A 25235-nucleotide genomic window follows, 5' to 3' on the forward strand; every position below is an offset into this window, starting at 1 on the left:
CATGCGGTTTATGACGCCATCGCCCAACTGGCCGACGATGACGATCTGATCCGCGCCAGCTTCGATGCGCTCTCGGGCGAGGTTCACGGCTCGGTCGTGACCGGGCTGGTGGAGGACAGCCATCATCTCCGTGACGCGGCCGGCAATCGCCTCCGTGCCGCCTTCGGCGATGTCGCTGCGTCCGCCCCGCAGATGCTGGCCGACGACGCGCATGACGGCATCGGCGTATGGAGTACGGCGTATGGCTCATGGGGCTCGGCCGATGGTGACGGCAATGCCGCAGGCATCGAGCGCAATACCCGTGGGGTTGTCCTTGGCGTCGACGCCCTCGCCACCGACCGGGTCCGTCTCGGCCTGCTGGCCGGCTACAGCCGCTCCAGCGTCGATCTCGATGGCCGCGCCTCATCGGCTGATATCGACAGCTACCACCTGGGCCTATACGGCGGCACGCAATGGGCCATGCAAGACAACACCCTGTCGCTGCGCGGCGGGCTCGCGCATTCCTGGCACGATATCGAGACCAGCCGCTTCATTGGCGTCAGCGGATTCAGCGACAGCCTCTCGGCCGATTACCGCGGCAACACCTTCCAGGCGTTCGGGGAGCTGGGCTACGGCATCGAGACGGACGTCGCCCGCGTCGAACCCTTCATCAACCTGGCGCATGTCCATACCCGGACCGGCAGCTTCAGCGAAAGCGGCGGTGCGGCGGCGCTTTCCGGCGCCAGCGGCTCGATGGACACGACCTTCGCGACACCGGGCATTCGCGCCGAAACCGACCTGGATCTTGGACTGGGCGCAGGCGAGGACGAGGAAACCGGCGCCCGGCTCTACGGCACGGTCGGCTGGCGGCACGCCTTTGGCGACGTGACGCCTGAAAGCACCCACGCCTTCGCGGGCAGCGACGACTTCACCATTGCCGGCAGCCCGCTCGACCGCAACGCACTGGTACTCGATACCGGACTCGAACTCGACCTCACCCCCAATAGCACGCTGGGTGTGTCCTATCAGGGGCAGTTCGCCTCCGGAATGGAGGATCATGGTGTGAGTGCGACGTTGTCCGTTCGGTTTTAAAAAACGTATCCCTCTTTCGGCCACGCCGGGCCAGCTTCCCGGCCCCGCCTCGGGGGAAAACGCGTGTCCCGCGCGCAATACCTCCTGAAATATCGAAAATTGGGACGTTCTGCAAAATATTGGGACTCGGCGCAAAGCCCAAATGTGGATGATAGAAGGTCGGGATTCGATCTGGTGGGTATATCGAGGTGAGGGCGATGAATAAGGGGCTACCGGCGGGGATGGGGCAGGGAAAATTCTCGGGGATCACGGCAAAGCGGCGCAGGCCCCCTGTGCTGGCCAGCGCCTCGCTGCTGGCGCTGCAGCTGGCCACGGGGGCGGCTTTGGCGAACGGCGGGAGTGGCGGGGACGGTACTTCCTCCAGCCTTCCAGGCGAAAACGCGGGCGGCAGCGGCGGCCTTACCAATATTGTTGGAGCCGGCGAAGCGGGTGGCAATCATAATACCGGCGGCGGCGCAGGCGGCGGCGGTGGCGGGGCGGGTATCACCGGGGGTAACGGTGGATTCGGCAACAATGGCGATGCCCCAGGAGGCACGGGAGGGTCTGCGCCCGGCGCGTCCGGATCCAGCGGTAGTACCGGCAGCGTTGGTGGTGGTGGTGGTGGTGGTGGCGCACATGGTGCATTGGGTGTCGATCTTCCCGCGTCCACAATCAGTGGCGGAGATGGCGGTACAGGCGGAGACGGCGGTATCGGCGGCGGCGGCGGTGGCGGCGCCGGGGGCTACGGCGCGATCGTGACGGGGTCCGGTGAACTTGGCACGCTAAACTTTAGTGTGGCAGGTGGTGCTGGAGGCGCAGGCGGCTCCACAACCGGTGCAGCTGGATTCGGAGGAAACGGCGGTGCCGGCGGTGTCGGCTTGTATTTCAGCGATGGCTCTGGCGCGTCGTTTACGATAGGCGCGGGTGCAATCATAGGGGGTGGGGATGGGGGTGCCGGAGCAGTCGATGCTTCTGATGGCATCGGCGGCGCGGGTATTGTCGGCAGCGATCTGACCGTCATCAATAGCGGCACCATCGCGGGCGGTATGGGCGGAGACGGCACAACGCGCGCCAATGCCATCACCTTCACCAGCGGAGCCAACCGCCTGGAGCTGCGCGGGGGCTATTCCTTCACCGGCAATGTCGTGGTCCAGAGCGGCGCGACCGGCGCCCTCGCCCTGGGCGGCGATACGGACAGCGATTTCGACGTTGGCCAGATCGGTGGCAGCGCGCAGTATCGGGGCTTCGACGCCTTCGAAAAGACGGGCGATAGCGTCTGGACGCTGATGGGCACCACCTCCGCGATGACGCCCTGGACGATTTCACAAGGCACGCTGTCGGTCTCCTCGGATGCCAGTCTGGGCCATGAGAATGGCGCCCTGACCTTCAATGGCGGTACGTTGGCGACCACGGAGAGCTTTGCCAGCAATCGGGAGATGGTACTGAACAGCAATGGCCGGTTCGACGTTTCCGAAAACACGGCCCTTCTGCTTGCCGGCAACATCACCGGCACGGGGGGCCTGACCAAGCTGGGCGAGGGCACGTTGACGCTCAGCGGCGCCAATACCTATGAGAGCGGCACGACCGTCAGGGCGGGCACGCTTGTCGTGGATGGCGGCAGCATCACCCATCCAAGTGCATTCGGCAACAATGTGACCGTCGGCCAGGCGGCGGACGATGTCGCCACATTGCGGATCGAGAATGGCGGCACTGTCAGCAACCAGAACGGTTATATCGGGGAAGCGCCCAACTCCGAGGGTCGGGTTTCGGTGACTGGTCCAGATTCGAGCTGGAACAGTAGCGCCATCTTTATCGGCGAGGAAGGAACCGGTGTGCTGACCATCGAGGAGGACGGCGCCGTCGAGAGTGTCGTCGGTTATATCGGACTCTTCCCCGAGGCTGAAGGCGCTGTCACGGTGACCGAGGGGGCGAACTGGACCAGTAACGATATCCTCTACGTCGGTTTCCTTGGCACCGGCACGCTGAACATAGCGGATGGTGGCACGGTCACCAGTGGGAACAGCGTTATCGGGGAGGCGAGCATTCGCGCGGGCAGCTCCAGGGGGGCGGTAGAGGTCATCGGTTCGGGTTCAAGCTGGACTGTGACCGATGACGCAAACCTCACAGTCGGCAATCTGAGCTTTGCCACCGGCGCACTGACGATCGCGAACAAGGGCGAAGTGACGGTCACCGGCAATGTCATCATCGCGGACCAGGCCAACTCCGAGGGCGTGCTGACCATCGGGGCCGGATATGACGATGACAACGGCCAATGGCACGATCCCGTGGCGGCAGGGGTGCTGAATGCGTCCACGGTCGAATTCAGAGAAGGCGACGGCCGGCTGGTCTTCAACCATACCGATGACGATTACACCTTCGATAGCGCTCTCGTCAGCGCTGGCGGGGGCGATCACGCCATCGAGCATCTGTCCGGCACGACGCTGCTGACCGGCGACAGCTCGGGCTTTGCCGGTACCACGACCGTTTCGGGCGGCGCGCTTCTGGTGGGTGATGCGGCCGGGAACGGTGTGCTTGGCGGCAGCCTCACCATTGCCGATGGCGGCATGCTCGGCGGGTCCGGCACGGTCGGCTCGGGCGCCGGCTCCACGGTGACGCTTGGCCAAGGCGGCACGCTGTCACCCGGCAACTCCATTGGCACGCTGACGGTAGACGGGGATCTCACCCTCGCCAGCGGCGCGGTCTATCGTGTGGAGCTCAACGACGGCGGCGCGGGGGCCGGCGTCAATAGCGACCATCTCCATGTCACCGGCATGGCCACGCTGGCCGATGGGGCCGTGGTGCATCTGACGCCGGAAAATGGCCGGGATGACGGCGCCACCTATCGCGCGGATACCGCTTATTCGCTCCTCACCGCCGATGGCGGGCTGGTGCTGGAGGGCGGACTGGCGCTGGACAACGACTTCGCCTATCTCGATTTCGCCTTCGCCCAGGATGCGAACGGGCTGACGGCGCTGAGCCGCCTGGCCGAGCAGCCGGGCCAGCCGGAGGAGCCGGACCTGCCGGGCCAGCCGATCGACAGCTTCTGCCTTGCGGGCATGAGCCGCAACCAGTGCGGTACCGGCGACGCCGCCTTTACGCTGGGTGAAGGTCATGCGGTCTATGACCGGGTTCTGGGGTTGAGCGAGGCGCAGGCGGAACAGGCACTGAATCAGCTCTCCGGCGAAGTCCACGCCTCGGTCGTGACCGGGCTGGTGGAGGACAGCCGCTTCGTGCGCAACGCCGCCAACGACCGTGTTCGCGCGGCCTTCGGCGGCACGGGGGCCGCTGTGCCCGCCTTCGCCTATGGTCCGGACGGCGCCCCCACGCCGGTTGCGACCGACCATGCCGGCCCCGTGTTCTGGAGCCACGGCTTCGGCGCCTGGGGCGAGACCGACGGCGACGGCAATGCGGCCTCGGTGGACCGTTCGAGCAGCGGCCTGCTGATCGGCACCGACCGTTCCGTGGGCGACTGGCGGGTCGGCGTTCTGGCCGGCTACAGCCGCTCCAGCGTCGATCTCGATGGCCGCGCCTCATCGGCCGATGTCGACAGCTACCATCTGGGCCTTTATGGCGGCACGCAATGGGCCATGGAAGGCGGCACCCTGTCGCTGCGCGGCGGGCTCGCGCATACCTGGCACGATATCGAGACCAGCCGCTTCATTGGCGTCAGCGGATTCAGCGACAGCCTCTCCGCCGATTACCGCGCCAACACCTTCCAGGCCTTCGGGGAGCTGGGCTACGGCATCGAGACGGACGTCGCCCGCGTCGAGCCCTTCGTCAATCTGGCGCATGTCCATACCCGTACCGGCAGCTTCGGCGAAAGCGGCGGCGCGGCGGCGCTTTCCAGCGCCAGCGGCTCGATGGACACGACCTTCGCGACACCGGGCATTCGCGCCGAAACCGACCTGGATCTTGGGCTGGGCGAAGGCGAGGAAACCGGCGCCCGGCTCTACGGCACGGTCGGCTGGCGGCACGCCTTTGGCGACGTGACGCCTGAAAGCACCCACGCCTTCGCGGGCAGCGACGCCTTCACCATCGCCGGCAGCCCCATCGGGCGCAACGCACTGGTACTCGATACCGGACTCGAACTCGACCTCACCCCCAATAGCACGCTGGGTGTGTCCTATCAGGGGCAGTTCGCCTCCGGCATGGAGGATCATGGTGTGAGTGCGACGTTATCCATTCGATTCTAAGAAGCGAGCGACTTTTGTGATCATGAAACCTTCCATCACCCGTCAGACGAGCGCCCTTGTGGCGCTCGGCATTGCAGGCGTTCTTTTCCCGCTTTCCTCCCCGCTCATGGCGCAGGAGTCGGCTATGCCGAGCCTGCTTCCCGGCGGCGCATCCTCGCTGACCGAGACCCATGGCGACTGGACGATCCGCTGTCAGGTGGTCACGCAGGAGGAGGCGTCCGAGCGCATCTGCGCGATGAGCCAGCGCCAGGCCAACGCACAGGGTCAGCAGGTGCTTGCGATCGAGCTTCTGCCCTCTCCGGAGGGCCTCGAAGGCGCGATCGTTCTGCCCTTCGGCCTTGCCGTCACGCAGCCCGTCGCGCTCACCATCGACGAAGGCGAGCCGATCAACGCCTCTTTCTCGACCTGTCTTCCCGCCGGCTGCGTCGTGCCGATCGACGCGAGCAGCGACACCCTCGCCGCCATGCGTGCCGGCAACCAACTCGTCGTGTCGGCTTCGAACGTCAACGGACAGCCCCTCGAGCTGCCCGTTTCCCTCATGGGCTTCTCCGCCGCCACGAACAGGATCGAAGCGCTGGAGGAGTGATTGGGCGGTCTCGATGAGCGAGTGCAGTGCTTCCCATGGCCGCTGCGCGCCGCTGGCATGACGCTTCCGCACGTGACAGAATCGTCCTTTCCCCACTGGACACCATGAGGGTGGTGACGAGCGCCATGCGCGCAGGCCCGGCCAGGCGCGGCGGCTCGTTGCCTCCCCTTACCAAGACCGTCAGTCACGATGTGCCCGAGACGGCGAGAACCGCGAAGAGGACACCATGCCCGAATATCGTTCCCGTACCACCACCGCCGGTCGCAACATGGCCGGTGCCCGCGCCCTGTGGCGTGCCACCGGCATGAAGGATGACGACTTCCACAAGCCGATCATCGCCGTGGCCAACTCCTTTACCCAGTTCGTGCCTGGGCACGTGCATCTCAAGGACATGGGCCAACTGGTGGCGAGGGAGATCGAGAAGGCCGGCGGGGTGGCCAAGGAGTTCAACACCATCGCCGTGGACGACGGTATCGCCATGGGCCACGATGGCATGCTCTACTCGCTGCCGAGCCGCGACATCATCGCCGACAGCGTCGAGTACATGGTCAACGCCCACTGCGCCGACGCCTTGGTGTGCATCTCCAACTGCGACAAGATCACCCCGGGAATGCTGATGGCCGCCATGCGGCTCAACATCCCCACCATCTTCGTCTCCGGCGGGCCCATGGAGGCGGGCAAGACCAAGCTGATCGACCATGGGCTCGACCTGGTCGACGCCATGGTCATGGCTGCCGACGACTCGGTGGACGACGCCACCTTGGCCGAGGTCGAGCGCAGCGCCTGTCCCACCTGCGGCAGTTGCTCGGGTATGTTCACCGCCAATTCGATGAACTGCCTGACCGAAGCGCTGGGCCTGGCCCTGCCGGGCAATGGCACCGTAGTGGCCACCCACGCCGATCGCCGCCGGCTGTTCGAAACCGCCGGGCATCGCATCGTCGAGCTGGCCAAGCGCTACTACGAAGGCGATGAGGCGCACCTGCTGCCGCGTGCCATCGGTTCGCTGGCCGCGTTCAAGAACGCCATGACGCTGGACATCGCCATGGGTGGCTCCACCAACACCATCCTGCACCTGCTGGCTGCCGCGCAGGAGGCCGAGCTCGATTTCACCATGGCCGACATCGACCGCCTCTCGCGGGAGGTGCCGCAGCTGTGCAAGGTGGCGCCCAATACCCAGAAGTACCACATCGAGGACGTGCACCGTGCCGGCGGCATCATGGCGATTCTCGGCGAGCTGGACCGCGCCGGCGTGCTCGATACCCGCGTGCCCACGGTCTATGGGGATACCCTCAAGGACGCCCTGGACGAGTGGGACATCATGCGCAACCCGAGCCCCGAGGTGGTGGAGTTCTACAAGGCCGGCCCCGGCGGCGTGCCGACCCAGGTGGCGTTCTCCCAGAGCGCTCGTTGGCCGAGCCTCGATGGCGATCGTGCCACTGGCTGTATTCGCGATCTCGAGCATGCCTTCTCGAAGGAGGGGGGGCTTGCGGTGCTCCACGGCAACATTGCCGTGGACGGCTGCGTGGTGAAGACCGCCGGCGTCGACGACTCGATCCTGGTGTTCGAAGGGCCGGCTCATGTGGTCGAGTCCCAGGACCAGGCGGTGGAGCACATCCTGGCCGGCAAAGTGAAGGAGGGCGAGGTCGTCGTCATCCGCTATGAAGGGCCGAAGGGCGGACCTGGCATGCAGGAGATGCTCTACCCGACCTCCTATTTGAAGTCGAAAGGACTGGGCAAGGCGTGTGCACTGCTCACCGACGGGCGCTTCTCCGGCGGTACGTCCGGCCTTTCCATCGGTCACGTCTCGCCTGAGGCGGCGGCGGGCGGCGCCATCGGTCTGGTGCGCTCGGGCGACATGATTCGCATCGACATTCCCAACCGTCGCATCGACGTCAAACTCTCCGACAGCGAGCTGGCCGCGCGGCGCGAGGCCGAAGAAGCGCGCGGCGACAATGCCTGGAAGCCGAGCATCCAGCGCATGCGCAAGGTCTCGGCGGCGCTCAAGGCCTATGCATTGCTGGCCACCTCGGCCGACAAGGGCGCGGTGCGCGACCTCTCCCGGCTGGACTGATCGAGCATCTGGAACGGCGCCCCTCTTCATGGTGGAACGACCATGGGAGGGGGGCCGCCCTCACCAGTCCAGGGGCGCGCTGCCCTGGCGGCGCTGGCGCAGCGTATCTCGGGCGATGAATAGTGCGGCGATGGCTCGTGCCTCGTGGAAGTCGTCGCGCATCAGCAGGGCCGGAAGCTCCTCCAGGGCGTGAGTTTCGACTACCAGCGGTTCGGGCTCGTCTCCGGGCAGGCGCTTGGGGTAAAGGTCCGTGGCGAGCAGTACCTGCATGCGGTGACGCATGTAGTTGGGCGCCAGCGACAGCTCCACCAGCGGCTCGATGCGCCGGGCGCCGAAACCGCACTCCTCCATCAGTTCGCGGTTGGCCGCGGTGACGATATCCTCGCCCGGGTCCACCAGCCCCTTGGGCAGGGTGAGCACGTAATCCTCGAAGCCCGCAGCGTACTCGCGAATCAGCAACACGTGATCCGGATCGGGCATGGCGATGATCATCACCGCGCCCTGGTCGCTGCCGGTCAAGCGCTCGAAGGTGCGTTCGGCGCCATTGGCGAAGCGAAGTTCCAGCGATTCGATATGGAATAGACGGCTGCGGGCCACGGACTGACGTGACAGTATCTGGGGGGGCTGCAAGGGTCGTTGGTCGGACATGAAGGCTCCGTTGCGTGCGGGCGGGCTGCCGGGAATGCGCTGGCGATATCCATTGAGTACAATATCACGCCTTCCATCGCACAGACGCCACCGGGAGTCGTCATGATCGACTGGCGCGCCATCGATACCGTTCTGCTAGACATGGACGGCACGTTGCTCGACCTGCATTTCGACAGCCACTTCTGGCTGGAGCACCTGCCGCGACGCTACGTGGAACTGCATCGTCTCGACGAGGCCACGCAAGAGCAGATCCGCACGCGGATACTGCGCGAGCGGGGCACGTTGAACTGGTACAGCCTGGCCTACTGGAGCCGCGAGCTGGGCGTGGACATCGTGGCGCTCAAGCGAGAGATCCAGCATCTGATCGGCCTGCGCGGCGATGCGCTGGACTTCCTTGAGTGGTTGCACAAGGCCCATCCCAGGGTAGTGCTGGCGACCAACGCCGACCGCGAAAGCCTCGAACTCAAGCTGCCGCTCACCGGACTCGAGCGTTATCTGGATGCCATCGTCTCCTCGGCCGACCTTGGCGTACCCAAGGAGGCCCAGGAGTTCTGGTTCGCGTTGCAGGACGTCGAGCCTTTCGATCCGCAGCGAACCCTGTTCATCGACGATAATCCCGAAGTGCTGGAAAGCGCCCGGGAATTCGGCATACGCCATCTATTGGGTATCAAGCAGCCCGACAGCACGCAGCCGGAAAAGGAACTCAAGGAGTTCATCGCCCTCGACCGCTTCGCCACGATCCTGCCCGAGGAGCTACCCTCCCAAGTACGTGGTGACAAGTTACGTGGCGACAAGTTACGGCGAAATGATACGTAGCGACAAAGGCCTGCAGGGCGAGGAGGGCAACGAGATTGGATAGCGTACGACTCGACAAGTGGCTATGGGCGGCCCGCTTCTTCAAGACACGCGCCCTGGCCAAGAAGGCCATCGAGGGCGGCAAGGTGCACTATAACGGGGCTCGGGCCAAGACCAGCAAGAACGTGGAAGTGAGGGCGCTGATTCGCGTACCCCAGGGGTGGGACGTGTGGGAGGTGGAGGTCGTGGCGCTCTCCGACCAGCGCCGTGGCGCACCGGAGGCCCGAGAACTCTATCGTGAGACGGCCGAAAGTGCCGAGCGCCGGGCGCATGAGGCCGAAGGCCGGCGACTGACCAATCAGGCCATGCAGCACCCGCTCAAGCGTCCCGACAAGAAGCAGCGACGCGACATCCAGCGTTTCCAGCGCCAGGGTGAGTAACGCTTCAGGCAACTGTGGGCCGCGAGCCAAAACCTTGGCGTCGAGAGTGTCGTAGGGGCATCCTGCCGAAGCCCGAAGCCTTCATTTATGGACAGACAAATTTCATGACCGACCAGATCCAGCGTTTTCTGTTCGAGCGCACCAACGTGCGTGGCGAGATCGTCACCCTTCAGCGTACCTATGGTGAGGTACTGGACCGCCATGGCTACCCGCCTGCCGTCAACCGCTTGCTGGGAGAACTGCTGGCAGCGGTGGCGCTGCTCACCGATACCGTCAAGCTCGACGGCATTCTCAGCATTGAGGTGCGCGGTCAGGGCGAGCTCTCGCTGCTGATGGCCGAGTCCAACCCCGGCGGCGAACTGCGTGCCATTGCCCGCCTGGCGGAAGATGCCACGTTGCCCGAAGGCGAGGCGAATTTCCGCGATCTCGTCGGCGACGGCCATATCGTGATCACGCTCGACCCGCGCGAGGGCAATCGCTACCAGGGCATCGTGGCACTCGAGCAGGATAGCCTGGCCGGTTGCCTGGAGGCCTACTTTTCGCAGTCCGAACAACTGCCCACCCAACTGTGGCTGCGTGCCGATGACGAGCGCGCCGGCGGCTTGCTGCTGCAGCGTTTGCCGGATGAGTCGCAGAACCAGGACGAGGATGCCTGGGAGCGCACCGTGCAACTGGCCCGCACCTTGCGCACCGAGGAATTGCTGGGGCTCGAGCAGCGCGAGCTGCTGCACCGGCTCTATCACGAAGAGGCGGTGCGGGTCTTCGAGCCCAAACCGCTGCGCTTTGGCTGCACCTGCTCGCGGGAGCGCATCGGCGATGCCTTGCTCACCCTGGGCGCCGACGAACTACGTGGCGTGTTGGCCGAACAGGGCGAGATCGAGACCCAGTGCCACTTCTGCCACACCCGCTATCGTTTTTCGGAAAACGAGATCGAGGCGCTGCTGCGTGCCCAGGGTGGGCCGCCGCCAGTGCTGCACTGAACGCCACTGACAAGGCGGGCGAGGCGATGGGTCGTCTCGCCCATCGTTGCGCAATGCTGCGATGCACAAGTCCGATGGACTCCAACCTGCGGCGATATGTCTCGATGTTGTAGTAAAACTACATGAACTTCGGTCAAAGTTCCCGTTTCCTGACGGCTCCCTTTTTGCCATAATGCGCCCGCCTAAGGGCCGATCGCCACATTACAAGACGGCAAGCATCCGCACACGGACGATCGGAAACGCAATGCAACGGCGTACGGACGCCTGGCACACGAGAGAGAACCGGCCGCAAGGCCCAGGAAACGACATGACCACATCCCAAGCCGCTCCTCAAGCACACGTCAATCTCAGCAGCGCCGAGCTCATCGAGCGTGCCGTGGCACGCGGAGAAGGCCACCTGGCTGCCAACGGCGCTCTGGTGGTGAACACGGGCCCGCGCACCGGCCGCTCGCCCAAGGATCGCTTCATCGTCGACGAGCCCTCTACCACCGACGAGATCGATTGGGGCAGCGTCAACCGCCCGTTCGATGCCGGCAAATTCGATACTCTCTGGGCGCGTGTCGAGGACTATCTGAACAGCGGCGAGCGCTTCGTTTCCGAACTTCACGTGGGCAGCGACCCGACCCACTACCTGCCGGTGCGGGTCACCACCGAGACGGCCTGGCACAACCTGTTCGGTCGTACCATGTTCGTACGTCCCGAAGGCTACAATCCTTCGGCCAAGGCCGAGTGGACGATTCTCAATGCGCCGTTCTTCGTTTGCGAGCCGGATCGTGACGGCACCAACTCCGATGGTTGCGTGATCCTCAACTTCGCCCAGAAGAAGGTGTTGATCGCCGGTATGCGCTATGCCGGCGAGATGAAGAAGGCCATGTTCTCGGTACAGAACTTCCTGCTGCCGGCTTCCGACGTGCTGCCCATGCACTGCAGCGCGAATGTCGGCGAGGATGGCGAGACCGCGCTGTTCTTCGGCCTGTCCGGTACCGGCAAGACCACGCTCTCCGCCGATCCGGCGCGCTACCTGATCGGCGACGATGAGCACGGCTGGGGACCCGGCACCGTGTTCAACATCGAGGGCGGCTGCTACGCCAAGTGCATCGACCTCTCGGCGAAGAACGAGCCGGTGATCTGGAACGCCATCAAGTTCGGTACCGTGCTCGAGAACGTGGTGCTCGACGACCGTCGCGAGCCCGACTACACCGACGACAGCCTGACCCAGAACTCGCGCGCTGCCTATCCGCTGGAGCACGTTGACAAGCGGGTGCCGGAGAACCGCGCCGGCGAGCCCAACGCGATCATCTTCCTGACCTGCGACATGTCGGGCGTGTTGCCGCCGGTGTCGGTGCTGTCCAAGGAAGCGGCTGCCTACCACTTCCTCTCCGGCTACACCGCCAAGGTGGGCTCCACCGAGATGGGCTCCTCCGAAGGCCTCTCGGCGACCTTCTCCACCTGCTTCGGCGCGCCGTTCTTCCCGCGTCCGGCTCGCGTCTACGCCGACCTGCTGATCAAGCGTGTCGAGGCCAAGGACGCCCAGGTCTACCTGGTCAACACCGGCTGGACCGGCGGCGCCTATGGCGAGGGCGGTTCGCGCTTCTCCATTCCCACCACGCGCGCCATCATCAGCGCCATCCAGTCCGGCGTGCTGCGCGAGGTCGAGACCAAGCGCATCGAAGGGCTCAATCTGGACGTGCCGGTATCGGTGCCCGGCGTCGATTCGAGCCTGCTCGACCCGCGCGAGACCTGGGAAGACAAGGCTGCCTACGACCGCAAGCGCAGCGACCTGGCGGCCAAGTTCGTCGACAACTTCAAGAAATTCGAAGGCGTCAGCGAGGCCATCGTCAAGGCCGGGCCCAGCCTGACCTGATGCGCACGCGCTTGGCAAAGAAGTAAAGACGGGGGAGGGGCGTAGGCCTCTCCCCCGTTGCATTATTGGCGCGAGGCGAGCGCCGGGGCACGTCGGCGTGCCGCCCACCAGCGCAGTACATCCACCACCACGAACAGCAGCAGGCTCGTGCCCAGCACCGGCATTGCCAGGCCCAGCGCCACGGCGATCGTCACCACGCCAAGCCGTGCGCTCCATGGCAGGGCTACGAACACCTCGCTCAACGTCTCTTGGGGTCTGTGCTGGGTCGCACGCATGCGGCGCCACCACATCGTATAACCCCAGCACACCAGCACCACCAGGCAGGTAGCGATTGCCGCCAGGAGTAACTGGTTGGGTAGGCCGAACAGTACTCCCATATGCAAGTCGATACCCCAGCGGGTGAGTTTGGCGACCAGCGGAAAGGTGGCGAAATCGGTGCGCTCGATGACCGCCATCGTTTGTGGATGCAGGGCGACCTGGTCTACCTGGGTGGGCCAACTGCGGTCGATCTCGGCCACGCGCCAGGCCCGTTCCGCATCGCGGGGTGGCTCGATCTGTACCAGTCCGGCATCGATGCCGGCGCTGCGGGCGGCGCTCAGGGCCAGATCGAAGTCCACCAGGCTCAGGCGGCTCGCATCCGGTGCCTGGGCCTGACCGTGCTCGCCATGCCCGGCATGCTCACCGTGCGCTTGGGACGTCGTCTCGGGAAGCAGCGTCGATACGCTCGGCGTGCTCCAACCCCAGGCGTGGCGTAGTTCAGCGAAATTGCCACCCGCCCACTTCGACCAGGTAAGACCCGTGGCGGAGAAGAACACCAGCCCCAGGGCGGCCAGCACGCCCAGGGTGGCATGACGTCGGCGCAAGGCTGCCGGCCCCTGCTGGGCACGCAGTGCGCGACGGCGCTGCAGCCACAGCGCCAGTCCACCAAAGGCGGCGACCCACAGCCAGGAAGCGGCGAGTTCGCTGTAGTACCGTCCCACATCGCCCATCAGCAACTCGCGGTGCAATAGGTCGAGAGTCGTGCGCAGGGGCAGTACGCCGCTGGTGCCGTAGACGGTCATGTCGCCCTTGATCTCGAGAGTGACGGGATCGACGAAGAGGGCGCGATGCTGCGAGGGGCCAAGCCCGGGGGCGGCGAACATGACCCGCGTGGTGCCGCCCGGGTGCGGTGCCGGTCGTACGGCTGCCGGCAGGGTGCTGTCATTCAGCGCGTGCTGCGCCGCTTCCACCTGCATGGCGAGGGGGTGAGCCGTCCCTTCCTGTGCACCATTCAATGCATCGCGGTAGAGCCAGGCCTCGAGCGAAGGCGTCATCACATAGGCGATACCGGAGAGTGCCGCCACCAGCATGAAGGGGGCGACGAGGAGGCCGATATAGGCGTGCAGTCGGGTAATCAGGGCAAGCAACAGCCTGCCGGTGCGACGTGTCGTCGCCGGTTGTCGAGACATGAGGAAACGCTCCTGGTCAGAGGATGAGCGTCACGAGTCCGTCCGTGGTGGATCGCCTCGTGAAGGATCGAGCATCAGACGCAGGAGCGCAGTGGTGGAGCGCGACCGCGATAGTGGCGATAGCGCTCTTCCTCGCCGGACCGACGGGTGGCGGCGACGAGGGGACTGGGCGAGAGCGGGGGAGGGGTGAGGACGAGGTTCGTGGCTACCAGCAATCCCGGCATGTGCAGGAAGAGCGTACAGTAGTCGCAGGCTGCAAGCTCGTCTTGGCCGGGGGATGCATGGTGGTGTGCATGGTGATGGGGCCCGGCATGTTCCGCACCGGCGGCCCTATGCTGGTGAAGATGATCCGGGTGGTGAGCGACATGCTGCGACGCGCCCGCTGTGGCTGGAGCCGCTCCCAGCAGGCGTTGGGTCTGGCTCAATAATGACCCACCGAGGGCAAGGGTCAGGGCCAGCAGGCCGAGCCATGCCATCAGAGAGTGCCAGCGTGTCGTGAATCGGTGCACGGGTGAGCCCATGGCGCTTGAGCAGAGTGTCCAACTCTAGACGAGAAGCGAAGCAGGGCCAATACCGAACCCCGCCACGGACAGCGGGTCTGAACGGAGAGAAGGTATTGACTCGTTTCTCAAATACTGGGCGCCGCGCTGCGGCGCTTGGGGGGAGAAAATGAAACGCCGTCTTTTTCTCGGCCTGCTGGGATCGGCTGGTGCTGCCGGGCTGATGCCGAGCGTGGGCTGGGGGTTCCCTAGACTGTCGCTGGAGGCGGCACCTGGTCTCGATCGCCTCGAGCTGTCACGCGATGAGTGGCGCGAGCGCCTTACGCCTGAGCAGTTCGAGATCCTGCGCGATCATGGCACCGAGCCGCCGTTCTCGAGTCCGCTGGACAAGGAATGGCGCGAAGGCGAGTACCGTTGCGCCGGCTGCGACCTGCTGCTGTTCGAGAGTGCCATGAAGTATGACTCGGGCACCGGTTGGCCGAGTTACTTCGAGCATGTCGAAGGGCACCTGCTCAGCCAGCTCGACTTCAGCCTGATCTGGCCGCGGCGTGAGTACCACTGCGCCCGCTGCGGCGGCCACCAGGGCCATGTCTTCAACGACGGACCTGAGCCCACCGGCCTGCGCTGGTGCAACAACGGCCTGGCGCTCAAGTTCGTGCCGGCTACTGCCTGAAGCCCTCCACGATGTGCCGCGCCAGGCCATCCACCGCGGGGACGTTGTCTCGGGTGAGCGCAGCAGCACGATGGAGCTGGCCAGCAGCGGCGGGAACCTGTCCGCCTCGTCGAGAATGCGCAGGCCCGGCGTGAGAGCCGCCGCCACATTCTGGGACGCCATCGGCTGGCGTCGCTGATCACGGCGGCGACGGCGTGGCGTTTGTGGTACCTTGGCGCGATCTTTCGTTGTCGCAATACCAAGGAAGTCATGGACGCCACGACCCGGATCATTTCGCGCCTCGCCGAGGAACTCTCCGTTCGCCCGCAGCAGGTGTCAGCCACCGTGGAACTGCTCGACGGTGGCGCCACCGTGCCCTTCATCGCCCGCTACCGCAAGGAGGTCACCGGTGGGCTCGACGACACCCAACTGCGCAACCTCGACGAACGCCTGCGCTACCTGCGCGAGCTGGAAGAGCGCCGTGCCGCCGTGCTCGCCGCCATCGACGAACAGGGCAAGCTGACCCCGGAGCTCGAGAGGCAGCTCCAGGCCGCCGATACCAAGCAGCGCCTGGAAGATCTCTACCTGCCCTACAAGAAGAAACGCCGCACCAAGGCCCAGATTGCCCGCGAGGCGGGCCTCGAGCCGTTGGCCGATGCGCTGCTGGCCGATCCCACTCTCGAGCCCGAGTTAGAAGCGGCCCAGTATCTTCGCCCCGCCGAGGGCGACATCCCGGCCATCGAGGATGCCAAGGCGGCGCTGGACGGCGCGCGCCAGATCCTGATGGAGCGCTTCGCCGAGGACCCCGAACTGGTCGGCGCACTGCGCGAGCGGCTGTGGAACGAGGGCGAACTCAGCGCACGGATGCTCGAAGGCAAGGAGCGCGAAGGCGCCAAGTTTTCCGATTACTTCGAACACGACGAGCCGCTGGCCAAGGTGCCTTCACATCGGGCGCTGGCAATGTTTCGCGGCCGTAACGAGGGCGTGCTGACGCTGGCCATCCGGCTACCCGGCGAGGACGAAGCGCCGATCCATCCGGCTCAGTTCGCCATCGCCCGGCACTTTGACATTCGCGACGAAGGCCGTGCCGCCGACAAGTGGCTGGCCGACGTAGTGCGCTGGACCTGGCGGGTCAAGCTCTATACCCATCTCGAGACCGAGCTGATGGGACGACTGCGCGAACGCGCCGAGCTCGAGGCCATCGAGGTCTTCGCCGCCAACCTCAAGGACCTGCTGCTGGCCGCCCCGGCGGGACAGAAGGCGACGCTGGCCATCGACCCGGGCCTGCGCACCGGCTGCAAGGTGGCGGTGGTGGATGCCACCGGCCAGTTCCTCGAGCATGCCACGATCTTTCCCCATGCGCCCCGCAACGCCTGGGACGAGTCCCTGGCCCAGCTCGCCAAGCTGGTGGAAAAGCACGACGTGGCGCTGATCGCCGTGGGCAACGGCACCGCCAGCCGCGAGACCGACAAGCTGGCCGGCGAGCTGGTCAAGGCCTTCGCCGGACGCAAAGCGCTCTCCAAGGTAATGGTCAGCGAGGCCGGTGCCTCGGTCTACTCGGCTTCCGAATACGCTGCCCGCGAGCTGCCCGAGCTCGACGTCACCATCCGTGGGGCGGTCTCCATCGCCCGGCGCCTGCAAGACCCGCTGGCCGAGCTGGTCAAGATCGAGCCCAAGTCCATCGGCGTAGGCCAGTACCAGCACGACGTCTCGCAGTTGCAGCTGTCGAAGAGCCTGGAGGCGGTGATCGAGGACTGCGTCAACGCCGTGGGGGTCGATCTCAACACAGCCTCCAGCGCGCTGTTGTCGCGGGTGGCCGGGCTCAACCCGGCGCTGGCCGAAAACATCGTCGCGCGACGCAACGCCGAGGGCGCCTTTCGTAGCCGCCAGCAGTTGCTCGAGGTCAGCCGACTGGGCCCCAAGACCTTCGAGCAGTGTGCGGGCTTCCTGCGCATCATGAACGGCGACAACCCGCTCGATGCCAGCGCCGTGCACCCCGAGACCTACCCGGTGGTGGAGCGCATCGCCAGCCGTAACGGCCGTCCGGTGGCCAGTCTGATCGGCGACAGCGCCACGCTGAAGGCGGTCAAGCCAGCCGAATTCGCCGACGAGCGCTTCGGCGTACCCACCATCAGCGACATCTTGAAGGAACTCGACAAGCCGGGCCGCGACCCGCGCCCCGAATTCAAGGCCGCCGAGTTCCGCGAGGGTGTGGAGACGCTCAAGGACCTGGAGCCGGGGATGATCCTCGAGGGCAGCGTGACCAACGTCACCCACTTCGGGGCTTTCGTCGACATCGGCGTGCACCAGGACGGCCTGGTGCATATCTCGGCGCTCTCCGACAAGTTCGTCGAGGATCCGCGCTCGGTGGTCAAGGCCGGCGACATCGTCAAGGTCAAGGTAATGAGCGTGGATCTCGAGCGCGCACGGGTCGGACTCTCCATGCGCCTGACCGACCAGCCCGGCGAGGCTGAGGGCGGCAGATCGTCGCGCGCTGGCCAGGGCAAGGCTCAGCGCAAGGGCACGCCCCGCGAGCAGTCCCAGCCGAACCAGATGGGCGCCCTCGGGGCCGCCCTGCTCAAGGCCAGGAAGGGCAAATCTTGATCCGGGCATAGCACTCGCCATACTCTCGACATCATTCGCATGAGGTTGCCGGCGGGTTCGTCGGCGACCTCCGACCGGCACATTTAGACCGGAAGGCCTGATGAAGGCCTCCAAGACACGGGGTCCACGCCTTGTCTGATTCATACTCTGCCACCATTTCACATCTCGCCGGGCTGGCTGCCCGAGGGCGCTTCGGGCGCCTGCGCCGCGGCCTGGAGAAGGAAGGGTTGCGCGTCGACCGTGCGGGGCGTATCGCCTCCACGCCGCATCCCCATGCGCTGGGCTCCAAGCTGACCCACCCGCACATCACCACCGACTACTCCGAGGCGCTGCTGGAATACATCACGCCGGTCTACTGCCGCCCCGGCGATGCCCTCGACTTCCTCGCCGATCTGCACCGCTTCAGCTATCGCCATCTCGGCGAGGAACTGATCTGGCCGGCCAGCATGCCGGCCAGGCTCGACGGCAACGACAGTGTGATCATCGCCGATTACGGCAGCTCCAACGTCGGTACCATGAAGCACGTCTACCGCAAGGGGCTGGACGTCCGCTACGGCCGGATCATGCAGGCCATTGCCGGCATCCACTACAACGTCTCGCTGCCCGACGAGCTGTGGGAAGTGCTGCGCGAGCGCGACGGTACCACACAGATGTCGCTCGACGACTATCGCTCGAGCCGCTACTTCGGCCTGATCCGTAACTTCCGTCGCCACAGCTGGCTACTGCTCTACCTGTTCGGCGCCTCGCCGGCGCTCGACCGCAGCTTCCTGCCCGAGGGCAACATTCCCGACAAGCTGCATGCGCACGGGCGCGATACCTTGGTGTCGCCCTACGCCACCAGCCTGCGCATGTCCGACCTCGGCTATCAGAACAAGGTGCAGGCGCAGCTCAAGATCTGTTTCAACTCGCTCTCCAACTATGTGGGCACCCTGCGCCATGCCATCTCCACCCCCTGGCCCGCCTACGAGGCGCTGGGGGTTACGGATGGCCGCGACTGGCAGCAGCTCAACGCCAACATTCTGCAGATCGAGAACGAGTACTACAGCGATATCCGGCCCAAGCGAGTCACCCGGCACAGCGAAACACCAAGCCAGGCGCTCGAGGCACGCGGCGTCGAGTACATCGAGGTGCGCTGTCTCGATCTCGACCCCTTCCTGCCGCTGGGCATCGATGAGCCGCGCCTGCGCTTCATCGATGCCTTCATGATGTGGTGCCTGCTCTCCGAGAGTCCCTGGATCCCCGACGAAGAGTGCGATCGGCTGGATGACAACCGACGCCTGGTCGTCGAACGCGGCCGCGACCCCGAACTCCGGCTGGTTCAGGACGGGCAGCAGCGCACCGTGGCCGACTGGGGCGGTGAAATCCTCGGCGAAATTGCCCAGGTTGCCGATCTGCTCGACTCCCTGGAGGAGGGGACACCCCATGCGGACGCCGTGGCGGCCTTCCAGCCCTGGCTCGAGGATCCATCGCTGACGCCATCCGGTCGGCTGTTGGCGCGGCTCGAGGAGACCGGCGAGGAGTTCCTCGAGGCCATCCTCTCCATGGCGCGCGAGCATGCCGAGCGGTTTCGTCAGGAAGCCGTCGATCCGGCGCGGGCGGCGACCTTCGAGCAAATGGTCGAGACCTCGCATCAGCAGCAGCGCGACATCGAGACCGCCGATATCCAGCGCTTCGATGAGTTCCTCGATCACTACTTTGCCAGTGCCAGCGAGCCGCGGGTCGCCATGGCCAGCCAGGGAGCCGTCCGATGAGCGGAACGAGACTGCAACGCCTCTCCGTTCGCCAGTGGAGTCTGGCCGGACTGGCCTTCTGCGCCCTGATGATGGCCGTCGCCCTGGGCCTGGAGCACATCGGCGGGCTCGAGCCCTGCCCGCTGTGCATCTTCCAGCGGGTCGCCGTGTTGGCCGCGGCGGCCGTGTTCGCCATCGCGGCCATCCACAATCCCCGAGGGAGAGTCGGGGCCGCGCTCTACGGCGGGCTGTCGCTAGCCGCGGTGGTGGGCGGCATCGGTGTGGCCTGGCGTCACTTGTGGCTGCAGTCGTTGCCGCCGGACCAGGTGCCGAGTTGCGGTCCCGGTCTTGACTACATGATGGACATCCTGCCCATGCGTGACGTGGTGGGCATGGTGCTATCCGGCTCCGGCGAGTGCGCCGAGATCGACTTCCTGCTGCTGGGTATCTCGTTGCCGGGCTGGACCCTGATCGGCTTTGTCGTGCTTTCCTTGGCGCCGCTGGGCATCCTGCTGGGCGCCTTTCGCCAGCGCCGCTCGCGCCTGAACGGTAGCCACCGCCCGGCGTGAGCGGGGCGAAATGACAAAACAACAACAAGGAAACGCATGCTCTACCGCGACTTCTCCACCCAAGAAGCGATCGACCGTGAGTACGACCCCATGCGCGGTCGCGATCCGGCCGCGCTGCTAGCCGACTGGCAGGCGCGCAGCGGGGCGGTTCGGGAGCGTTTGCGTGTCTCCCAGAACGTCGCCTATGGGCCGACACTCGTCGAATGCATGGATGTCTACCACGCCGAGGGCGGGGGGGCGCCGCTGCACCTGTTCTTCCACGGGGGCTACTGGCGCTCGCTGGGCCACCGTGAGTTCGGTTTCATCGCCGAGGGGCTGGTGGCGGCGGGCATCAGCGTGGCGGTAGTCAATTACGCGCTGTGCCCCAAGGTGGCATTCGGCGAACTGGTGAGGCAGGCGCGTGCCGCCGTGGCATGGTCGTACCGCAACGGCGCCTCACTAGGCGTCGATCCGGCACGGCTCAGCGTCTCCGGCCACTCCGCTGGCGGTCATCTTGCTGCCATGCTGCTGGCCACGGACTGGGCGGGGGAGTACGGCCTGCCCGCCGAGATGATCGAGGGGGCGCTATGCATCAGCGGGCTCTACGATCTGCGCCCTTTTCCCTGGTCGTGGCTGCAGCCCAAGCTGCGGCTCACCGGTCGCGACGTCAACGACTACAGCCCGCTGTTCCTGCCCTGCCGGGTACCCGCGGCGGTGCAACTGGTGGCGGGCGAAGAGGAGTCCACCGAGTTTGCCCGCCAGATGCGCGCTCACGCCAAGCACCTCGAGGCCCATGGTGTAGCGGTCAGCCATGAACTCACGCCCGGCGACGATCACTTCTCGATCCTGGATCACTACGCGCTGGGCGGCCGCTTCGTTCAGCGTATCGCGGCCTTTCATAGCAACTGATCAAGCGTCCGGCAGTACCGCCGTGGCCTCGATCTCCACCTTCGCCCGATCCTCGATCAAGTCGGCCACCTGCACCATGGTCATCGCCGGAAAGTGCTTGCCCATCACTTCGCGATAGGCGGCGCCCACCTCCTTGAGTCGCGCCAGGTACTCCTGCTTGTCGGTGACGTACCAGGTCAGCCGTACTACGTGCTCAGGACCGGCGCCGGCCTCGTTGAGTACTTCTAAGATGTTGGCCAGCGCCTGGTGAACCTGGGCGACGAAGTCGTCGCTCTCGAACACCTGGGCGCCGTTCCAGCCGATCTGGCCGCCGACGAAGATCGTGCGGCCGGAGGCGAGCACGCCGTTGGCGTAGCCCACGGCGGTCTTCCAGTGGGAGGGGTGGAGAAGCTCGTGCAAGATGGCGTCATTCATCGGGTTATCCTTGTTGGCAGTCCTTGGCGAAATGAGCGCGCATGGCCTCGGGCCAGGGCAGGGGGCGGCCGCTTTCCAGGTCGACATAGACCAGGGTCGAGTCGCAGGTCAGGCGTGGCTCGCCGCTGCAGTGGGCCGTGGTGCGCAAGGTCAGGCTGGTGCGGCCGACGTCGCGTAGCGTCAGCTCGAAGGTGAGCGTTTCACCCAGCCGGCTGGGCGCGTGGAAATCGGTCTCGATATGTGCCGTGGGCACGCCGGTACGGGTTGCTACGTGGAGCCGGTTGAAATCGTGACCGACCCGTCCCGCGAAATAATCCTCGACCACCGAGTTGAGCATCTCGTAGTAGCGCGGGTAGAAGACGATCCCCGCCGGATCGCAGTGCTGGAAGCGCACTTTGCGCTGGGTCGTGAATGGCATGGCGGGTCCTCTAAATACCGAGATAACGGTCGCGCAGGGCGTCGTCGAGCGCATCGGGCTCGCCCGTCCATACCGTGCGCCCCTTTTCCAGAATGGTGCAGCGGTCGGCCACCGGCAGCAGCTCGGCCAGCGACTTGTCGACGATCAGCGTGGACTGGCCCTGGGCCTTCAGTTCGCGGATGGCGGCCCAGATCTCCTGGCGGATCACCGGGGCGAGGCCCTCGGTGGCCTCGTCGAGCACCAGCAAGCGCGGGTTGGTCATCAGCGCGCGACCGATGGCGAGCATCTGCTGCTCGCCGCCGGAGAGGGTGCTGGCCATCTGGTTGCGCCGCTCGGCCAGGCGGGGGAGCAACGTCTCCACGCGCTCGAGGCTCCAGTGGCCGGGGCATGCAGTGGCCACCAGGTTCTCGCGTACCGTGAGGTTGGGGAAGCAGCGGCGACCCTCGGGGACGAGTCCGAGCCCGGCCTGGGCGATGCGGTACGAAGGCAGGCGGCGCAGATCGTGGGACTCGAAGGTGATGCTGCCGCGACTCGCCGGGGTCAGGCCGAAGATGGAGCGGATGGTGGTGGTCTTGCCCATACCGTTGCGTCCCATCAGGGCCACCATTTCGCCCGCTTGGACACTGAGGTCGACGCCGAACAATGCCTGGGAGGGGCCGTAGAAGGTTTCGATGGCGGTGACGTTGAGCATCTCAGTCTCCCAGGTAGGCTTCGCGGACTTGCGGATTGGCGCGGATCGCCGCGCTGTCGCCGTGGGCGATCACACCGCCGGCCACCAGTACCGAGATGCGATCGGCCAGGCGGAATACGGCGTCCATGTCATGCTCGATCAACAGGATCGGCACCTCATGCTTGAGCGCTTCGAGCAGCTCGGTGAGATGCGCCGAGCCTTCCGGGCCGAGCCCGGCCATGGGCTCATCGAGCAGCAGTGCGCGCGGCTTGAGTGCCAGGGCACAGGCCACCTCCACCTGGCGTCGTTCGCCGTGGGAGAGTTCGGCCACCGGCGTGTCGGCGCGCTGCGTCAGCGCCATGCGCTCCAGCGCCTCCATGGCCGGCACTAGCAGGCGCTCGTCGCGGTGCACCGGCTTCCAGAAGCGGAAGCTGTGCCCCTGCAGTGCCTGCACGGCGATCATCACATTGCGTTTCACCGTCAGCGGCTCGGCCAGCGACGAGACCTGGAAACTGCGGCCCAGCCCCAGCCGGGCCCGCTGGGCCACGCTGAGAGAGGTGATGTCGCGGCCGGCCAGCACGATACTGCCGGCGTCGGGCTTCAGGTTGCCGGCGATCTGGCCGATCAGGGTCGACTTGCCGGCGCCGTTGGGGCCGATCAGCGCATGAATCTCGCCCGGGTACAGGTCCAGCGAGACGTCGCGCGTGGCCTGCAGGGCGCCGAAGCGCTTGTTGAGGTTGGCAAGCTTCAGCACGGCGTCACTCATGGCGCTCCCTCCCGGCCAGCCAGCCCATCACCCCATGCTTGGCGAACAGCACCACGAACAGCAGTACCAGGCCGAGGAACAGTTGCCAGTACTCGGTCAGTCCACCCAACAGGGTCTCCATCATCACGAACAGGATGGCGCCGGCCAGCGGCCCGTAGAGCCGCCCTACGCCGCCGAGAATCACGATCACCATCAGCTCGCCGGACATATGCCAGCTCAGCATGGTGGGGCTGACGAAACCGTTGAGATCGGCGTAGAGCGCCCCGGCGAGCCCGGTGATCATCGCCGAGATGACGAAGGCGACCAGGCGGATGGGGTAGGGGGCGATGCCGGCGGTGGCCAGGCGCGTGTCGTTGAGCCGCGCCATGGTCAGGGCGGCGCCGAAGCGCGACTTCATGATGCGCGAGGTGAGCGCGAGCGACAGCACGAGCCCGCCGAAGCAGATCAGGAAGAAGGTCAGGGCATCGTTGGTATCGATTACCGGCAACGAATTGCGCAGGTAGATCGGCAGACCGTCCTCGCCGCCGTAGGTGGGCCATGAGTTGGCGAAATAGTAGATCATCTGGGCGAAGGCCAGGGTGATCATGATGAAGTAGACCCCGGTGGTGCGCAGCGAGATGGCACCGATGACCAGCGCCAGCAGGCCGCACAGCAGGATCGCCGCGAGCCAGATCGCCAGCATGCTGTCGCTGCCGGGGATGGCGACCGGCCAGCCGATCACCGGAGTGAAGTCGAAGGCGTGATAGGCGCTGATGCCGGCCACGTAGCCGCCCAGGCCGAAGTAGGCGGCGTGCCCGAAGCTCACCATGCCGCCGTAGCCGATGGCCAGATTGAGGCCCACCGCCGCCATGGCGACCAGGGTGATGCGCGAGGCCAGGTTGACGTAGTAGACGTGGCCCAGGAAATAGGCCGCCAGCGGGACCAGCAGCAGCACGGCGAGCAGGCCGATCTGCACCAGTCCCTTGCGGTCATGCCAACTGGCCGCAGGCGCCGGCAGGCCGGGCTGGGGAGCGAGGGTCGGGGTGTCGGACTTATTCATTGGCGGCAAACAGTCCCTTGGGTTTGAAGGCGAGAATCACGGCCATCAGGATGTAGATCAGCATGGCGGCAATGGCCGAGCCGACGCCGGCGGCCTCGGAGGGGCTCATGAACTGGCGGAAGAACAGCGGCAGGAAGACCCGCCCCAGAGTGTCCACCACGCCGACCAGGATGGCGCCGTACAGCGCGCCCTTGATCGAGCCGATACCGCCGATCACGATTACCACGAAGGCGAGTATCAGCACCGGCTCGCCCATGCCCACCTGGACCGACTGCAGGGCGCCGACCAGAGCCCCGGCGAGGCCGGCCAGCGCCGCGCCCATGGCGAACACCAGGGTGTACAGGCGGGCGATGTCGACGCCCAGCGCGCCGATCATTTCACGGTCGCTCTCGCCGGCGCGGATGCGCATGCCGAGCCGCGTGCGGGTGATCAGGAAATACATACCGACCGCCACGGCCACGCCCACGGCGATGAGCATCAGGCGGTAGATGGGATAGCGCAGTCCGCCGGGCAGCGTGACCGAGCCTGACAGCAGTGCCGGAGGGTTGAGCCATAGCGGCGAGGAGCCGAACAGCCAGCGAGTGCCCTCGGAGAAGATCAGGATCAAGGCGAAGGTGGCCAGCACCTGGTCGAGGTGGGGGCGATGGTAGAGCCGGCGGATCACGATCAGCTCTACCAGCGCGCCGACTGCGGCGGCGGCAGCCAGGCCGGCGACCAGGCCAATGAAGAAAGAGCCGGTGGTGGCGGTAACCAGCGCCGTGGCATAGGCGCCGACCATGTAGAAGGAGCCATGGGCCAGGTTGATCAGCCCCATCACCCCGAATACCAGGGTCAGGCCGCTGGCCATGAGAAACAGCATGGTGCCGAGCTGCAGGCCGTTGATGAGCTGTTCGATGAGTAGTGTCATGAG

General features: G+C 65.8%; 23 protein-coding genes. 14 read left to right on the forward strand and 9 right to left on the reverse strand.

Annotated features, from left to right (window positions below; translation table 11 throughout):
* From HOP51_RS10150 to ilvD, 5 genes are all read left to right on the forward strand, one after another.
* On the forward strand, positions 1–1071 hold a 1071-nt coding region (locus HOP51_RS10150; protein ID WP_234273799.1), incomplete at its 5' end, for an autotransporter outer membrane beta-barrel domain-containing protein.
* A gap of 429 nt (positions 1072–1500) precedes the next feature.
* Positions 1501–1809, forward strand: coding sequence for a hypothetical protein (locus HOP51_RS10155; RefSeq protein WP_234274008.1), 309 nt, complete (start codon positions 1501–1503; stop codon positions 1807–1809).
* A gap of 119 nt (positions 1810–1928) precedes the next feature.
* Positions 1929–5243, forward strand: coding sequence for an autotransporter outer membrane beta-barrel domain-containing protein (locus tag HOP51_RS10165; RefSeq protein ID WP_267957695.1), 3315 nt, complete (start codon positions 1929–1931; stop codon positions 5241–5243).
* A 22-nt stretch (positions 5244–5265) separates the two neighbouring features.
* Complete coding sequence (locus HOP51_RS10170) at positions 5266–5829, forward strand: invasion associated locus B family protein (protein WP_234273800.1); 564 nt, start codon at positions 5266–5268, stop codon at positions 5827–5829.
* 226 nt (positions 5830–6055) lie between these two features.
* Positions 6056–7900 (forward strand): dihydroxy-acid dehydratase, encoded by a 1845-nt coding sequence (gene ilvD, locus HOP51_RS10175; RefSeq protein ID WP_234273801.1) that lies wholly within the window; start codon positions 6056–6058, stop codon positions 7898–7900.
* 60 nt (positions 7901–7960) lie between these two features.
* On the opposite strand, the gene nudE is transcribed toward ilvD, so the two are convergent.
* Positions 7961–8548: an ADP compounds hydrolase NudE gene (gene nudE, locus HOP51_RS10180; RefSeq protein ID WP_234273802.1), complete on the reverse strand. Its 588-nt coding sequence runs from the start codon at positions 8546–8548 to the stop codon at positions 7961–7963.
* Positions 8549–8650: 102 nt separating this feature from the next.
* Here nudE and yrfG point away from each other — a divergent pair, with 102 nt between their 5' ends.
* The 4 genes from yrfG (at position 8651) to HOP51_RS10200 (ending at position 12627) form a co-directional block, all read left to right on the forward strand.
* Positions 8651–9364: a GMP/IMP nucleotidase gene (gene yrfG / locus HOP51_RS10185; RefSeq protein WP_234273803.1), complete on the forward strand. Its 714-nt coding sequence runs from the start codon at positions 8651–8653 to the stop codon at positions 9362–9364.
* Between the two features lie 35 nt (positions 9365–9399).
* On the forward strand, positions 9400–9783 hold the full coding sequence (gene hslR / locus HOP51_RS10190; RefSeq protein ID WP_234273804.1) for a ribosome-associated heat shock protein Hsp15: 384 nt from the start codon (positions 9400–9402) through the stop codon (positions 9781–9783).
* Between the two features lie 104 nt (positions 9784–9887).
* Entirely contained in the window at positions 9888–10763 is an 876-nt protein-coding gene (gene hslO / locus HOP51_RS10195) for an Hsp33 family molecular chaperone HslO (RefSeq protein WP_234273805.1), read from the forward strand.
* Between the two features lie 307 nt (positions 10764–11070).
* A complete protein-coding gene (locus HOP51_RS10200) occupies positions 11071–12627 on the forward strand; it encodes a phosphoenolpyruvate carboxykinase (protein ID WP_234273806.1) in 1557 nt (518 codons plus the stop codon).
* 62 nt (positions 12628–12689) lie between these two features.
* Here the strand turns inward: HOP51_RS10200 and HOP51_RS10205 are convergent, their stop codons facing one another.
* Positions 12690–14075, reverse strand: a complete 1386-nt coding sequence (locus HOP51_RS10205) for a PepSY-associated TM helix domain-containing protein (RefSeq protein WP_234273807.1) — start codon at positions 14073–14075, stop codon at positions 12690–12692.
* Positions 14076–14149: 74 nt separating this feature from the next.
* Positions 14150–14596: a DUF2946 family protein gene (locus HOP51_RS21055; RefSeq protein ID WP_407061796.1), complete on the reverse strand. Its 447-nt coding sequence runs from the start codon at positions 14594–14596 to the stop codon at positions 14150–14152.
* A gap of 148 nt (positions 14597–14744) precedes the next feature.
* Here HOP51_RS21055 and msrB point away from each other — a divergent pair, with 148 nt between their 5' ends.
* The 5 genes from msrB (at position 14745) to HOP51_RS10230 (ending at position 21018) form a co-directional block, all read left to right on the forward strand.
* Positions 14745–15248, forward strand: a complete 504-nt coding sequence (gene msrB / locus HOP51_RS10210) for a peptide-methionine (R)-S-oxide reductase MsrB (protein WP_234273808.1) — start codon at positions 14745–14747, stop codon at positions 15246–15248.
* Between the two features lie 249 nt (positions 15249–15497).
* Positions 15498–17831, forward strand: a complete 2334-nt coding sequence (locus HOP51_RS10215; RefSeq protein WP_234273809.1) for a Tex family protein — start codon at positions 15498–15500, stop codon at positions 17829–17831.
* A 131-nt stretch (positions 17832–17962) separates the two neighbouring features.
* Positions 17963–19582 carry a glutamate--cysteine ligase gene (gene gshA / locus HOP51_RS10220; protein WP_234273810.1) on the forward strand — a complete coding sequence of 540 codons (1620 nt, stop codon included), beginning with the start codon at positions 17963–17965 and terminating at the stop codon, positions 19580–19582.
* Positions 19579–20130: a disulfide bond formation protein B gene (locus tag HOP51_RS10225; protein WP_234273811.1), complete on the forward strand. Its 552-nt coding sequence runs from the start codon at positions 19579–19581 to the stop codon at positions 20128–20130. Before gshA ends, HOP51_RS10225 begins: the two co-directional genes overlap by 4 nt.
* Before the next feature lie 36 nt (positions 20131–20166).
* Complete coding sequence (locus HOP51_RS10230; RefSeq protein ID WP_234273812.1) at positions 20167–21018, forward strand: alpha/beta hydrolase; 852 nt, start codon at positions 20167–20169, stop codon at positions 21016–21018.
* On the opposite strand, the gene HOP51_RS10235 is transcribed toward HOP51_RS10230, so the two are convergent.
* Genes HOP51_RS10235 through HOP51_RS10260 form a run of 6 tightly spaced genes read right to left on the reverse strand, consistent with a single transcriptional unit; the run spans position 21019 to position 25232 of the window.
* Complete coding sequence (locus HOP51_RS10235; RefSeq protein ID WP_234273813.1) at positions 21019–21432, reverse strand: RidA family protein; 414 nt, start codon at positions 21430–21432, stop codon at positions 21019–21021.
* A gap of 4 nt (positions 21433–21436) precedes the next feature.
* Positions 21437–21850, reverse strand: coding sequence for an acyl-CoA thioesterase (locus HOP51_RS10240; RefSeq protein WP_234273814.1), 414 nt, complete (start codon positions 21848–21850; stop codon positions 21437–21439).
* Positions 21851–21860: 10 nt separating this feature from the next.
* The gene (locus tag HOP51_RS10245; protein WP_234273815.1) at positions 21861–22541 is read right to left on the reverse strand and encodes an ABC transporter ATP-binding protein; all 681 of its coding nucleotides are present in this window, start codon (positions 22539–22541) and stop codon (positions 21861–21863) included.
* Position 22542: 1 nt separating this feature from the next.
* Positions 22543–23286 carry an ABC transporter ATP-binding protein gene (locus HOP51_RS10250; RefSeq protein ID WP_234273816.1) on the reverse strand — a complete coding sequence of 248 codons (744 nt, stop codon included), beginning with the start codon at positions 23284–23286 and terminating at the stop codon, positions 22543–22545.
* Positions 23279–24325 (reverse strand): branched-chain amino acid ABC transporter permease, encoded by a 1047-nt coding sequence (locus HOP51_RS10255; RefSeq protein WP_234273817.1) that lies wholly within the window; start codon positions 24323–24325, stop codon positions 23279–23281. The genes HOP51_RS10250 and HOP51_RS10255 overlap by 8 nt, the downstream gene beginning before the upstream one ends.
* A complete protein-coding gene (locus HOP51_RS10260) occupies positions 24318–25232 on the reverse strand; it encodes a branched-chain amino acid ABC transporter permease (RefSeq protein WP_234273818.1) in 915 nt (304 codons plus the stop codon). The genes HOP51_RS10255 and HOP51_RS10260 overlap by 8 nt, the downstream gene beginning before the upstream one ends.
* Positions 25233–25235: the final 3 nt, after the last annotated feature.

The organism is Billgrantia zhangzhouensis (assembly GCF_021404465.1).
GTDB classification, from domain to species: Bacteria; Pseudomonadota; Gammaproteobacteria; order Pseudomonadales; family Halomonadaceae; genus Halomonas; species Halomonas zhangzhouensis.

Coding starts and splice junctions, on each gene's coding strand:
- hslO (WP_234273805.1), top strand. CDS start 9,888: ATGACCGACCAGATCCAGCGTTTTCTGTTCGAGCGCACCAACGTGCGT.
- HOP51_RS10255 (WP_234273817.1), bottom strand. CDS start 24,325: ATGAATAAGTCCGACACCCCGACCCTCGCTCCCCAGCCCGGCCTGCCG.
- yrfG (WP_234273803.1), top strand. CDS start 8,651: ATGATCGACTGGCGCGCCATCGATACCGTTCTGCTAGACATGGACGGC.
- HOP51_RS10205 (WP_234273807.1), bottom strand. CDS start 14,075: ATGTCTCGACAACCGGCGACGACACGTCGCACCGGCAGGCTGTTGCTT.
- HOP51_RS10240 (WP_234273814.1), bottom strand. CDS start 21,850: ATGCCATTCACGACCCAGCGCAAAGTGCGCTTCCAGCACTGCGATCCG.
- msrB (WP_234273808.1), top strand. CDS start 14,745: ATGAAACGCCGTCTTTTTCTCGGCCTGCTGGGATCGGCTGGTGCTGCC.
- HOP51_RS10235 (WP_234273813.1), bottom strand. CDS start 21,432: ATGAATGACGCCATCTTGCACGAGCTTCTCCACCCCTCCCACTGGAAG.
- HOP51_RS10245 (WP_234273815.1), bottom strand. CDS start 22,541: ATGCTCAACGTCACCGCCATCGAAACCTTCTACGGCCCCTCCCAGGCA.
- HOP51_RS10170 (WP_234273800.1), top strand. CDS start 5,266: ATGAAACCTTCCATCACCCGTCAGACGAGCGCCCTTGTGGCGCTCGGC.
- HOP51_RS10215 (WP_234273809.1), top strand. CDS start 15,498: ATGGACGCCACGACCCGGATCATTTCGCGCCTCGCCGAGGAACTCTCC.
- HOP51_RS21055 (WP_407061796.1), bottom strand. CDS start 14,596: ATGGGCTCACCCGTGCACCGATTCACGACACGCTGGCACTCTCTGATG.
- HOP51_RS10260 (WP_234273818.1), bottom strand. CDS start 25,232: ATGACACTACTCATCGAACAGCTCATCAACGGCCTGCAGCTCGGCACC.
- ilvD (WP_234273801.1), top strand. CDS start 6,056: ATGCCCGAATATCGTTCCCGTACCACCACCGCCGGTCGCAACATGGCC.
- HOP51_RS10250 (WP_234273816.1), bottom strand. CDS start 23,286: ATGAGTGACGCCGTGCTGAAGCTTGCCAACCTCAACAAGCGCTTCGGC.
- HOP51_RS10200 (WP_234273806.1), top strand. CDS start 11,071: ATGACCACATCCCAAGCCGCTCCTCAAGCACACGTCAATCTCAGCAGC.
- HOP51_RS10225 (WP_234273811.1), top strand. CDS start 19,579: ATGAGCGGAACGAGACTGCAACGCCTCTCCGTTCGCCAGTGGAGTCTG.
- HOP51_RS10230 (WP_234273812.1), top strand. CDS start 20,167: ATGCTCTACCGCGACTTCTCCACCCAAGAAGCGATCGACCGTGAGTAC.
- nudE (WP_234273802.1), bottom strand. CDS start 8,548: ATGTCCGACCAACGACCCTTGCAGCCCCCCCAGATACTGTCACGTCAG.